The 10878-nt window shown below is 73.4% G+C and carries 13 protein-coding genes; 3 read left to right on the top strand and 10 right to left on the bottom strand.

The features are described 5' to 3' along the window. Window positions 1-9: 9 nt before the first annotated feature. The 5 genes from ccsB to AA0005_RS03570 are packed head-to-tail and all read right to left on the bottom strand — an operon-like array spanning window position 10 to window position 4622. Entirely contained in the window at window positions 10-966 is a 957-nt protein-coding gene (ccsB, locus tag AA0005_RS03590) for a c-type cytochrome biogenesis protein CcsB (RefSeq protein WP_413452058.1), read from the bottom strand. Continuing rightward, window positions 963-2552 (bottom strand): cytochrome c biogenesis protein ResB, encoded by a 1590-nt coding sequence (locus AA0005_RS03585; RefSeq protein ID WP_413452057.1) that lies wholly within the window; start codon window positions 2550-2552, stop codon window positions 963-965. Before AA0005_RS03585 ends, ccsB begins: the two co-directional genes overlap by 4 nt. Further along, window positions 2552-3349, bottom strand: a complete 798-nt coding sequence (locus AA0005_RS03580; RefSeq protein WP_413452056.1) for a cytochrome c biogenesis CcdA family protein — start codon at window positions 3347-3349, stop codon at window positions 2552-2554. Before AA0005_RS03580 ends, AA0005_RS03585 begins: the two co-directional genes overlap by 1 nt. Next, window positions 3346-3927: a TlpA family protein disulfide reductase gene (locus AA0005_RS03575; RefSeq protein ID WP_413452055.1), complete on the bottom strand. Its 582-nt coding sequence runs from the start codon at window positions 3925-3927 to the stop codon at window positions 3346-3348. The genes AA0005_RS03580 and AA0005_RS03575 overlap by 4 nt, the downstream gene beginning before the upstream one ends. Next, entirely contained in the window at window positions 3924-4622 is a 699-nt protein-coding gene (locus AA0005_RS03570) for a histidine phosphatase family protein (protein ID WP_413452054.1), read from the bottom strand. The genes AA0005_RS03575 and AA0005_RS03570 overlap by 4 nt, the downstream gene beginning before the upstream one ends. 144 nt (window positions 4623-4766) lie before the next feature. Here AA0005_RS03570 and AA0005_RS03565 point away from each other — a divergent pair, with 144 nt between their 5' ends. Further along, window positions 4767-5297, top strand: a complete 531-nt coding sequence (locus tag AA0005_RS03565; RefSeq protein ID WP_413452053.1) for a YceI family protein — start codon at window positions 4767-4769, stop codon at window positions 5295-5297. A 119-nt stretch (window positions 5298-5416) separates the two neighbouring features. On the opposite strand, the gene AA0005_RS03560 is transcribed toward AA0005_RS03565, so the two are convergent. Further along, window positions 5417-5656, bottom strand: a complete 240-nt coding sequence (locus AA0005_RS03560) for a glutaredoxin family protein (protein ID WP_413452052.1) — start codon at window positions 5654-5656, stop codon at window positions 5417-5419. A gap of 34 nt (window positions 5657-5690) precedes the next feature. Here AA0005_RS03560 and AA0005_RS03555 point away from each other — a divergent pair, with 34 nt between their 5' ends. Next, on the top strand, window positions 5691-6500 hold the full coding sequence (locus tag AA0005_RS03555; RefSeq protein WP_413452051.1) for an HAD family hydrolase: 810 nt from the start codon (window positions 5691-5693) through the stop codon (window positions 6498-6500). A gap of 48 nt (window positions 6501-6548) precedes the next feature. On the opposite strand, the gene AA0005_RS03550 is transcribed toward AA0005_RS03555, so the two are convergent. The 4 genes from AA0005_RS03550 to AA0005_RS03535 form a co-directional block, all read right to left on the bottom strand. Further along, on the bottom strand, window positions 6549-6647 hold the full coding sequence (locus AA0005_RS03550; RefSeq protein WP_005504750.1) for a 30S ribosomal protein bS22: 99 nt from the start codon (window positions 6645-6647) through the stop codon (window positions 6549-6551). 107 nt (window positions 6648-6754) lie between these two features. After that, on the bottom strand, window positions 6755-7924 hold the full coding sequence (locus tag AA0005_RS03545; RefSeq protein ID WP_413452050.1) for a glucose-1-phosphate adenylyltransferase family protein: 1170 nt from the start codon (window positions 7922-7924) through the stop codon (window positions 6755-6757). A gap of 43 nt (window positions 7925-7967) precedes the next feature. After that, a complete protein-coding gene (locus AA0005_RS03540) occupies window positions 7968-8177 on the bottom strand; it encodes a helix-turn-helix domain-containing protein (RefSeq protein WP_110852582.1) in 210 nt (69 codons plus the stop codon). A 90-nt stretch (window positions 8178-8267) separates the two neighbouring features. After that, window positions 8268-9437 carry an acetoin utilization protein AcuC gene (locus AA0005_RS03535; RefSeq protein WP_413452049.1) on the bottom strand — a complete coding sequence of 390 codons (1170 nt, stop codon included), beginning with the start codon at window positions 9435-9437 and terminating at the stop codon, window positions 8268-8270. Between the two features lie 116 nt (window positions 9438-9553). Here AA0005_RS03535 and AA0005_RS03530 point away from each other — a divergent pair, with 116 nt between their 5' ends. Continuing rightward, complete coding sequence (locus AA0005_RS03530; protein WP_413453056.1) at window positions 9554-10876, top strand: TrkH family potassium uptake protein; 1323 nt, start codon at window positions 9554-9556, stop codon at window positions 10874-10876. The last annotated feature ends 2 nt before the right edge of the window (window positions 10877-10878 follow it).

The raw sequence follows: 10878 nt of genomic DNA, 5'->3' as shown, positions 1-10878 counted from the left end.
GTGGGACCGCTAGAAGGCGTAGCCGTGGACGGTGTCGGCGAAGAGGTTGACGACGTAGTAGTTGACGAGCAGCAGCCCGAAGCCGGACAGGCCCAGGTAGGCGGCCTTGCGCCCGTCCCAGCCGCGCGTTGCGCGGGCGTGGAGGTAGGCGGCGTAGACGACCCACACGACGAAGGTGCCGACCTCCTTGGGGTCCCAGTTCCACGGGCGGCCCCAGGCGTGCTCGGCCCAGATGGCGCCCGCGATGAGCGTGAAGGTCCACAAGAGGAAGCCGACGGCGTTGAGCCGGTAGGCCAGTCGCTCGAGCTCAGCCGCACCGGGCAGCACGTCGGACAGCCGGCCCCAGAAGCCACGGGCGCGCTCCGTGGGCGCCGCGGCGTCGGCGGCCGGGGCGCCCGAGCCACCGGCGAGGGCGACGGCCGGCTCACGCTCGGCGACGGCCCGGGTGCTCTCCCCGCGGGCCTTGACGAGCTGGACCACCGAGATCGCGGCGCCCACGGAGAAGACGCCGATCGCCGCCGTCGCGACGGAGACGTGGATGACGAGCCAGTAGTGGTCGAGCGCCGGGCGGACGCCGTCGGCCTCGATGTAGAGGACGGAGACGGCCAGGCCGAGCGCGAGGAGCACCGGGGTGATGACGAGCGCACCGAGGTAGCGCAGGTCGCGCCAGCGCTGGACGAGGACGAAGGTCGCCACCGCGACGAGCGTGAAGACGATCGAGAACTCGTACATGTTCGCCCACGGCACGCGGCCGGCGGCGATGCCCCGGGTGACGACGCCGACGACGTGCAGGGCCAGGCCGGCGTAGGTCGTCGTCATCGCCACCCGCACCGCCCGGCGGGGGCGGTCGGCGGGGCCGCCGTCGCGCAGGGCGGACAGGTCGATGCCGAAGGCGACCATCGCGACGCCGTAGGCGGCCATCGCACCGTAGATCGCCAGCAGGCTCAGCTGGCCGAGGTCGTTCACGTGTCCTCCTGAGACGTGGGCGCAGCGGCCCGGACTGCGGTCATGACGCGCTCGAGCTCGGGCTCGAGGCCGGGGTCGTCGCCACGGGCCAGCGCGGCCGCCTCGACAACTGTACGTCCGTCGTCGTCCTCCCCGATCTTCACCCACAGACGGCGCCGCGGCGCGAAGAGCGACGCGGACAGCCCCGCCATGGCGAGCAGCGCGGAGACGAGGAGGACGGTGAGCGAGGGGTCGTAGCGCAGGTCGAGGGCGGCGAAGCGCGGCAGGGACTCGAAGGCGATGGTGCCCAGGCCGTCGGGCAGCTCGACCTCCTGGCCGGGCTCGACGAGGACCGTCGCCGGCTCCTCGCCGACCATGACCGGGGTCATGCCCTCGGTGTCGAGCTCGTAGACGTTCTGCGGGACGCCGTCGTCCAGGCCGAGGTCACCGGTGTAGACCTCGAGGACGAGGAGCGGGGCGTGGGGCTGCGGGTGCACCGAGCGGGCACCCTCCTCGTCGACGACGGCGCTGGGCAGCAGGTAGCCGGTGAGGCCGAGCTGCTCCAGGCCCGGGGAGACGTCGGGGACCTTGACGACGCCGCGGGAGGTGTAGAAGTCGTCCTCCGGCAGGAAGGGCACCGGCTGGGAGAAGGCGACCTCCCCCTCGGCGTCGCGCACGGTGAGGTGGGGGGCGAAGCCGTTGCCGGCGAGGTAGACGTTCGCGCCGGCGGCGGTGATCGGGTAGTTGACCCGGATCGTGTCGGTCCGGGTCTCGCCGTCCGGCTGGGTGACGGTGACGTCGGCGGCGAAGTCGCGGGCCTGGGCGTCCACGGTGAACTCCGAGGACATCTCGTCGAGGGTGACGGTGAAGGGCTCGAGGTCGTCGGTGTCGACGAGGGAGCCGGGGGTGAAGGAGTCGTAGTCGACGACGGCGTTGGCGAAGGAGCGCCCCTCGACGACGACGGCCTGCCCGCGGTAGCTGAGCATCTGCCCGGCGCCCAGGGCGACGAGCACCCCGACGAGGGAGAGGTGGAAGACGATGTTCCCGGTCTCCCGGAGGTAGCCGCGCTCGGCGCTGATGCCCTCGGGTGTCTCGGCGACCCGGAAGCGACGGCCGAGGGCGCCGCGCACCGCGCGGGTGACCTCCTGGGCGGAGGCGGTCGTCGTGTGCGTCGCGTGGACCGGGAAGCGGCCCAGGCGCCGCGGCACCCGCGAGGGTGCGGCCCGCAGCGCCCGCAGGTGGGTGCGGGTGCGGGGCAGGATGCAGCCGATGAGGGAGACGAACAGGAGGAGGTAGATCGCGGCGAACCAGGGCGCGCCGTAGACGTCGAAGAGGCCGAGCCGCTCGAGCCACTCCGCGGCCGTCGGGTGGTCGGCGTAGTAGGCGGCGACGGCGGCCGGGTCCTGCGGGCGCTGGGGGAAGAAGCCGCCGGGCAGCGCCGCGATGGCGAGCAGCATGAGGAGGAGCAGCGCCACCCGCATCGAGGTGAGCTGGCGCCAGGCCCAGCGCAGCCAGCCGCGCAGGCCGATGCCGGTGGGCGCCGGGGACGGTGGCGGTGCGTCGTCGGCGTCGTCCATGGTCCGCAGACCCTCGGGGCGGTAGCTCATCACACCACCGTCACGAAGCCGGCGACCAGGCCCTGCACCCAGTTCGCGAAGTGGCCCCACAGCCCGGTGACGAGCGCGAGACCGACGAGGACGAGCAGCGCTCCCCCGGTCCGCATGATCGTCAGGCGGTGGCGCCGCAGGAAGCCCATCGCCCGGGTGGTGCGGGAGTAGAGGAGCGCGATGACGACGAAGGGCACGCCCAGGCCCAGGCAGTAGGCCGCGGCGAGGAGCGCGCCGCGGGCGGGGTCGCCGCCGTCGAGGGACAGGAGGAGGACGGCCGAGAGGGTCGGGCCGATGCACGGCGCCCAGCCCAGGCCGAAGACGACGCCGAGCAGCGGCGCACCCCACAGCCCGGCGCGCGGGCTGAGGTGGAGGCGGCGGTCGCGCTGGAGGAAGGGCACGGCGCCCATGAAGGCCAGGCCCATGAGGATGACGACGACGCCCATGACCCGGGTGATGACGTCGAGCCACGGCGCGAGGGCCACGCCGAGGGCCCCGAAGACGACGCCGAGGAGGACGAAGACGGCGCTGAAGCCGAGGACGAAGAGCAGCACGCCGAGGAGCAGGCGTCCCTGCCCGGTGCGGGTCGCCGTCGTCGTCCGGCCCGTGCCGCCCGGCGTCTGGCCGAGCGTGCCGGCCATCCCGCCGAGGTAGCCGACGTAGCCGGGGATGAGGGGCAGGACGCAGGGGGAGGCGAAGGAGATCGCGCCGGCGAGGAGCGCGACGGGCACGGCGGCGAGGAGGGAGCCGCTGAGGACGGTCGTCTGGAAGGTCTGTGCGATCCCGTCCCAGCTCATCGGGCCGCCTCGGCGAGGACGTCGTCGACCATGCCGCGCACGACGGCGGGGTCGATCTGCCCGAGCACGCGGCCGGCCACCCGCCCCTCGGCGTCGAGGACGACCGTCGTCGGCATGGCCTGGAGCGGCACGACGCCCTGCAGCGCGGCGACGCCCCGGGCGGCCTCGTCGTGGAGGCTCGGGTAGGGCACCTCGAAGCTGCGCTCGAAGGCCTGGGCGGTGGCGGCGTCGTCGCGCGGGTTGACCCCGAGCAGCCGCACGCCGTCGTCGGCGTAGTCGGTGTGGATGGCGGCGAGGTCGGGGGCCTCGGCACGGCAGGGCGGGCATGCGGCGTACCAGAAGTTGAGGACGACGACGTCGCCGCGCCAGTCCGCGAGCGCCACCTCCTCGCCGTCGTAGGTCGTGCCGGTGAGCTCGACGGGCTCGCTGCGCTCGTCGGCCTCCCACGTGGTCCAGGAGCCGTCCCCGGCCTGGTAGCCGGCGCCGGTCGTGTCCTGCGCCGTCTCCTCCGCGGGCGCGCAGCCGGCGAGAGCGAGCGCGGCGAGGACGAGGGCGGCCAGTGCGCGGACCGTCCTCATGCGTTCCCCTCGACGTCCGCACGCGGGATCGCGGCACCGGACGCCCCGGGCAGCAGGTCGAGGGCACCGGCGACGAGGTCGGCGGCCGGCTCCCAGTAGGCCAGGCCGACGAGGCGCGAGCCGTCGAAGGTGAGGGAGGTGAGCGAGGCGAGGGAGCACTGCCGCTTGCGGGGGTCGTGCCACAGCGGGCGGCGCTCGAGGAAGAGGCGGGTGACCCAGATGGGCAGCTGGTGGCTGACGAGGAGCGCCTCCCCGCCGCCCTCGGCCTCCAGCCGGCGGCGCGCGTCCCCGACGGCGGCGGTCATCCGCGCGACCTGGTCGCGGTAGGGCTCGCCCCAGCTCGGGCGCATCGGGTTGACGTAGCGGCGCCAGTAGCGGGGGCTGGCGAGCTTGGCCCGCTGGCTGCCGACGGTCGTGCCCTCGAAGTCGTTGGCGGCCTCGATGAGCCGCTCGTCGGTGCCGAGCTCCAGCCCGAAGGCCCGGGCCGTGGGGAGGGCCGTCTCCTGGGCGCGCTGGAGCGGGGAGGCGACGACGAGCCGGAGGTTGTGGCCGTTGCCGTGGAGGACCTCGCCCACCCGCCGGGCCATCTGCTGCCCGCGGTCGGACAGCCGGAAACCCTCGAGGCGGCCGTAGAGGACGCCGCCGGGGTTGTGGACCTCACCGTGGCGCAGGAGGTGCACCGTCGTTCGGGACATGCCCCTAGTGTCGCAAACTCCCGGGCCGCCGGGCCCGCCCCGGTTATGACCCGCCCCACCCCGTGCACCCCCGTCTTGCACGTCGCCCGCGCCGGAGTTATGGTTGAACAGTCAAGTTCGTTTGCATCGATCGAGGAGACACTCATGACCCTTGCCCCCGGCACCTACACCATCGACCCGTCGCACAGCGAGGTCGGCTTCAGCGTCCGGCACGCCGGCATCGCCAAGGTCCGCGGCCAGTTCAATGACTTCGCCGGTGACATCACCGTCGCCGAGAACTTCGCCGACTCCGCCGTCAACGTGACCATCCAGTCCGGCTCCGTCGACACCCGCGACGAGAACCGCGACAACCACCTGCGCTCCGCCGACTTCTGGGACGCCGAGAACAAGCCGACCTGGACCTTCGCCAGCACCTCCGTCGAGGGCAGCAACGAGGAGTTCACGGTCCACGGCGACCTCACCATCAACGGCGTGACCAAGCCGGCCACCCTTGCCGTCGAGTACAACGGCGCGGCCACCGACCCCTTCGGCAACAAGCGAGTCGGTTTCTCCGCCACGACCGAGGTCTCCCGCAAGGAGTTCGGCCTCACCTGGAACGCGGCCCTCGAGACCGGCGGCGTGCTCGTCGGCGACAAGATCCGCATCGCCCTGGAGATCTCGGCCATCGCGGCCTGACGCTCCCCCTCTTCCTCGCGCCGGCAGCCGGATTCTCCCGAGGAGATCCCGCCCGTCACGCGCCGACAGCCGGATTCCTCCTCGAGGAGTCCGGCTGTCGGCGTTACCGGGGTTGCGGGCTAGGTGAGGGCGGACCTGAGGCGCGTGGGGTCGAGGCGCCAGAAGCCCTGGACCGTGCCGTCGACCTCGACGACGGGCACGTACTCCCCGTAGCGCGCCTGCAGCTGCGGGTCGGCGTCGACGTCGACCTCCCGCCACCCGGCACCGGCACGCTCGCACTCGGCGACGACGACGGCGCGCGCCTCCTCGCACAGGTGACAGCCGGCGCGGGAGTAGAGGACCACTCGGGAGTCGGGCACGCGCCGATCCTACGCGCGGCCCTAGGGTGGGGACGTGCACGCGACGACGGACGACGACGACGCGGTCGTCGCGGCGTTCTTCGACGTCGACAACACGATCATCCGCGGCGCCAGCGCCTACCACCTGGCCCGCGAGCTCTACCGCCGTGACTTCTTCGGCCTGCGCGACATCGCCTTCTTCGCCGGCCACTCGGTGCGCTACCTCCTGCTCGGGGAGGACCTCGACCGCATCGCCGCGGTCCGCGAGCGCGCGCTGGGGATCGTGCGCGGGCGGACGGTCGCGGAGATCGTCGCGATCGGCGAGGAGGTCTACGACCAGGTCCTGGCCAACAAGATCTTCCCCGGCGCCCGGTCGCTCATCGAGCAGCACCTGGCCGCGGGGCACGAGGTGTGGCTCATCACGGCCACCCCCGCGGAGATCGCCGACCTCATCGCCGGGCGCCTGGGTGCCACCGGCGCGCTCGGCACGATCGCCGAGCACGAGGAGGGCATCTACACCGGGGCGCTGCGCGGCAACATGCTCCACGGCGAGGGCAAGAAGGGCAACGTCCTCGCCCTCGCGCGTGAGCGCGGGATCGACCTGTCGCGCAGCTTCGCCTACGGGGATTCCGTCAACGACATCCCGCTGCTCTCGACGGTCGGCTCGCCCTGCGCGATCAACCCCGAGCCGCGGATGCGGCTGCACGCGGTGGACGTGGGCTGGCCGGTGCGCGACTTCCGCCGCCGGCGCCGGGACGTCAAGAAGGACGTGCGCGCTGGCGTGCGGGGCGCCGGCTGGGCCGGCACGGTGTGGGCGGCGACCGCCGTGCTCCGCGCCCTGCGCCGTCGGTTCACCGGCTCCTAGGACGCCGGACATGCGCCAGGCCCGGCAGTCTGCCGGGCCTGGAGGCGGTCACTTCTTGTTGCGACGCTGGTGGCGCGTCTTGCGAAGCAGCTTGCGGTGCTTCTTCTTCGACATACGCTTGCGGCGCTTCTTGATGACAGAGCCCATGGGACCTCGCAGTGCTGTGGTGGTGCCGGATGGTGGCGCGCGGGACTACACGCTGAACTCGGCGAGTCTACCGCCTCCGTGCGCCTCCCGCGGCTCTGGGACCCAGGTCACCCCGGGTAGCGCCCGCCCGCGGGGATGCGCTTGCGCGGGTGGACGACGCTGCCGGCCCTGATGAGCGTGACGCCGTCCTGCCCGTCGTCCTCCCCGCCGACCTCCGCCCGGCCGCGCACGCGCGCTCCCTCGTCGACGACGCTGCGCCGCACGGTCGCGCCGGGCCCGACCCGCACGTCGTCGAGGAGGACGGAGTCGACGACCTCCGCGCCCGGCGCCACCTGGACGCCCGGGGCGAGGACGCTGCGGCGCACCGTGCCCTCGACGACGACCCCGGGCGAGAGCAGGGAGTCCTCGACCTGCCCGCGGGCGTGGACGCGGGCGCCGAGGTGCCGCTGCGCGGGGGTGCGCACCGGCCAGGAGGGGTCGTCGAGGTCGAAGGGCGGCTGCTCGAGGAGCTCCATGTGCGCCGACCAGTACGCGTCGACCGTGCCGACGTCCTGCCAGTAGCCGGTGTGCCGGTAGTCCGCGGCGGCGCCGCGGGCGACCATCGCGGGCAGCACCTGCTCGCCGAGGTCGCCCAGGCCCTCGTCGGCCTCGCCGGCGGCCGCCTCGAGGGTCTCGAGCAGCGCGGCCGGGGTGAAGGCGAAGACCTCGGTCGTGACGATGCGGGTGGGTGGGTCCTCGGGCTTGAGGACGTAGTCGGTCACCCGCCCGTCCTCCACGCGCACGACGCCGTAGCGCGAGCAGTCGCCCTCGTGGCGCGTGGTCACCATGGTGACCTCCGCACCGCTCGCGAGGTGGTGGGCGACGACGTCGGCGTAGTCCATGCGGTAGACGGCGTCGGCGGAGGCGACGAGGACGACGTCGGGGGCGTGCTCGCGGATGGGCTCGGCCTTGCGCCACAGCGCGTCGGCGGTGCCCGCGTGCCAGCCCTCGCGCTCGTCGCCGCGGTGCGGGCCGAGGACCATGAGCCCGCCGCGGGAGCGGTCCAGGTCCCAGGGCCGCCCGCCGGCGAGGTGCGCGGTGATCGACTCGGGCTCGAACTGCTCGAGCACCCACACGTCGCTCACGCCGCTGTTGGCGGCGTTGGACAGGGGGAAGTCGATGAGGCGGTGGCTGCCGCCGAAGCGCAGCGCGGGCTTGGCCCGACGCTCGGTGAGCGTCTCCAGCCGGGATCCCGCACCGCCGGCGAGGACGATGAGCAGGGTTCGCGTGGGCGCCATCGCGTGATCGTCTCGCGACCTCGCGCCGCGCGCGAGGGCAGGCTCAGCGGGCCTGGGACTCCGGGGACCAGTCGCCGATGCCGCTGCTGAGCATCTCCTCGACGGCCAGCTGCGGGACGCGGAAGGAGCGGCCCACGCGGACGGCCGGGATCTCCCCGGCGTGCACCATGCGGTAGACGGTCATCTTCGAGACCCGGAGGAGCTCGGCAACCTCGGCCACGGTGAGGAACCGCGGTGCCTGCTGCTCTGCCATGTCCACCTACCTGTCATTTTCGGCGCGATCGCGCGGAGATACGCGACGACTCTAGAGCCTCCGGCCACTTTTGGGAAACCATCCGTTGACCTAGAGCTGCTGGGGATCGAGGCCGTGGAGCGGGAAGACGGCGCCGCGGGTCGCCATGACGGCGCGGTCGACGGCGTCGTCCGGGTTGTAGCCCGCCGACCAGGGGCGATACCCGGCGTCGACGTCGTCGGTCATCCGCGTCGGCGGCTCGACGTCGGCCAGCCCGGTGACGTCCGCGCGCCACGACTCGGGCACCGGAGTGGCCGGGTCGAGGGGACGGCCGGCGACGACGGCGGCCAGGTGCGCCCACACCCGCGGCACGACGCTGACGACCTCGTAGCCACCACCTCCTGTGGCCACCCAGCGGCCGCCGGCGTGGGCGTCGGCGAGCTCGGCCATGAGGAGCGCCGCGCGCCGCTGGGCGTCGACGGAGACGGTGAGCTCGGCGAGCGGGTCCAGCGTGTGGGAATCGCAGCCGTGCTGGCTGACGAGCAGCTGCGGGCGGAACTCCTCGACGAGCGGCGCGACGACGGCGTCCAGGACCCGCAGCCAGCCGGCGTCGCCGGTGCCCGGAGGGAGCGGCACGTTGACCGCGGTGCCGCGCGCGGCCGGCCCGCCGAGGTCCTGGGCGTAGCCGGTGCCCGGGAAGAGCGTGCCGGGGTGCTGGTGGACCGAGATCGTCAGGACGCGGTCGTCGTCCCAGAAGGCGCGCTCTACGCCGTCGCCGTGGTGGGCGTCGAGGTCGACGTAGGCGACGCGCTCGGCCCCGGCGTCGAGCAGGGCGGCGACGGCGACGGCGACGTCGTTGTAGACGCAGAAGCCGGAGGCGCGGTTCGGCATCGCGTGGTGCATGCCGCCGGCGAGGCTGAGGGCACGCGTCGCCCGCCCCTCCCAGACCGCGAGCGCCGCGGCGAGCGTCGAGCCGGCGACCCGGGCACCGGCCTCGTGGATCTGCCCGAAGATCGGGTTGTCCGTCTCGCCCAGCCCCCGGGCGGGGTCCGCCCGGCCCTCGCCCGCCGCGCGGACGGCGGCGAGGTAGTCGGCCTGGTGGACGCGCAGCAGGGCGGCGTCGTCCGCCGGGCCGACGTCCGTGACGGCAAAGGCCTCGAGCAGCCCGAAGTCGGCGAGCAGCCGGTGCGTGAGCGCGAGGCGGAGGGGGGCCATCGGGTGGCCGGCGCCGAAGTTGTACTCCAGCAGGTCCTCGCTCCACGGGAGCAGCGGCTTGGGCATGCTTCACGGTAGCGCGGGCCGGAGTCTGGCAAGGTGTGCGCGTGACAGCTGTGCGGACGCCTCGCGCCCCCTGGCCGAGCCGCGCGCTCGGTGCGCTGCGGGACGCCGTCGACCACATGGCGCGTCACTCCCCCGCCCGGCTGGCGCTGCTCGTCTTCGCCGCCATCATCGCCGTCGCCACCGCACTGCTCTCGCTGCCCGCGGCGACGCGGGCCGAGGAGCCGGCCGCCTTCGTCGACGCGCTCTTCACCGCCGTCTCCGCCGTGTGCGTCACCGGGCTGACGACGGTCTCCACCGCCACCTACTGGTCCGGTTTCGGTCAGGCCGTCATCATCGTCGCCGTCAAGATCGGTGGCCTCGGCGTCATGACGCTCGCCTCGATCCTCGGACTGGCGGTCTCGCGGCGCATCGGGCTGACCCAACGGCTCCTCGCCGCTTCCGAGACAAAGACGACCCGCCTCGGTGAGGTCGGCACCCTGGTGCGCGCCGTCGTCGTCGCCTCGCTCGCCCTCGAGCTCATGATCGTCCTCGTCCTCGTCCCGCGCTTCCTGTCGCTCGGTGAGTCCCTCGGGGACGCGACCTGGCACGCCGTGTTCATGGCGGTGTCGATCTTCAACAACGCGGGCTTCGTCGTTCTCGAGAGCGGGATGGAGCCCTTCGTCGGTGACTGGTGGATGTGTCTGCCGATCATCATCGGCGGTGCCGTCGGTGCGCTGGGCTTCCCCGTCATCCTCAACGTCGTCGGCCGGCTGCGGGGCCAACGGCGCCTGTCGCTGCACACGAAGCTCACGGTCGTCACCTACGCGCTCCTCGCCCTCGGCGGGTCGCTCGCCTTCGCCCTCTTCGAGTGGCGCAACGCCGCGACGCTCGGGGAGCTACCCGTCGCCGACCGCGTGCTCGCCTCACTCCTGGCAGGCGTCAACTCCCGGTCCTCGGGCCTGAGCACAGTGGACCTCGGCGTCGCGAACGACGCGACGTGGTTCATCACCGACGCCCTCATGTTCGTCGGCGGCGGGTCGGCGTCGACCGCCGGGGGCATCAAGGTGACGACCTTCGCCGTCCTCGTGCTCGCCATCGTCGCCGAGGCGCGCGGCGACCGCGACGCCGAGGCCTTCGGGCGGCGGGTGGGAACGACGACGATCCGGCTGGCCGTCGCCGTCGCCTTCCTCGGTGCCACGCTCGTCGGTGTCGGTACGCTTCTCCTGCTGGCCCTGACGGACTACCACCTCGAGCTCGTCCTCTTCGAGGTGATCTCCGCCTTCGCGACGGTCGGGCTCAGCACCGGCATCACCCCCGACCTCCCCGACGCAGCCAAGTACGTCCTCAGCGCGCTCATGTTCGCCGGCCGCCTCGGCACCGTCACACTGGCCGGCGCGCTGGCCCTCCGCCAGCGCCGCCGGGTCATCCGCATGCCCTCCGAGCCGCCGATCGTCGGCTGAGC

Origin of the sequence: Georgenia phoenicis (genome assembly GCF_047302425.1) — a bacterium.
Classification (GTDB): domain Bacteria; phylum Actinomycetota; class Actinomycetes; order Actinomycetales; family Actinomycetaceae; genus Oceanitalea.
The sequence above is the reverse complement of the archived record's forward strand: the minus strand, read 5'-3'. Positions and strand labels throughout refer to the sequence as shown.

Excerpts from the sequence above, each read along its gene's own strand:
- AA0005_RS03585 (WP_413452057.1), bottom strand. The coding sequence starts at position 2,552 with ATGAGCTACCGCCCCGAGGGTCTGCGGACCATGGACGACGCCGACGAC.
- AA0005_RS03580 (WP_413452056.1), bottom strand. The coding sequence starts at position 3,349 with ATGAGCTGGGACGGGATCGCACAGACCTTCCAGACGACCGTCCTCAGC.
- AA0005_RS03575 (WP_413452055.1), bottom strand. The coding sequence starts at position 3,927 with ATGAGGACGGTCCGCGCACTGGCCGCCCTCGTCCTCGCCGCGCTCGCT.
- AA0005_RS03570 (WP_413452054.1), bottom strand. The coding sequence starts at position 4,622 with ATGTCCCGAACGACGGTGCACCTCCTGCGCCACGGTGAGGTCCACAAC.
- AA0005_RS03565 (WP_413452053.1), top strand. The coding sequence starts at position 4,767 with ATGACCCTTGCCCCCGGCACCTACACCATCGACCCGTCGCACAGCGAG.
- AA0005_RS03550 (WP_005504750.1), bottom strand. The coding sequence starts at position 6,647 with ATGGGCTCTGTCATCAAGAAGCGCCGCAAGCGTATGTCGAAGAAGAAG.
- AA0005_RS03545 (WP_413452050.1), bottom strand. The coding sequence starts at position 7,924 with ATGGCGCCCACGCGAACCCTGCTCATCGTCCTCGCCGGCGGTGCGGGA.
- AA0005_RS03540 (WP_110852582.1), bottom strand. The coding sequence starts at position 8,177 with ATGGCAGAGCAGCAGGCACCGCGGTTCCTCACCGTGGCCGAGGTTGCC.
- AA0005_RS03535 (WP_413452049.1), bottom strand. The coding sequence starts at position 9,437 with ATGCCCAAGCCGCTGCTCCCGTGGAGCGAGGACCTGCTGGAGTACAAC.
- AA0005_RS03530 (WP_413453056.1), top strand. The coding sequence starts at position 9,554 with ATGGCGCGTCACTCCCCCGCCCGGCTGGCGCTGCTCGTCTTCGCCGCC.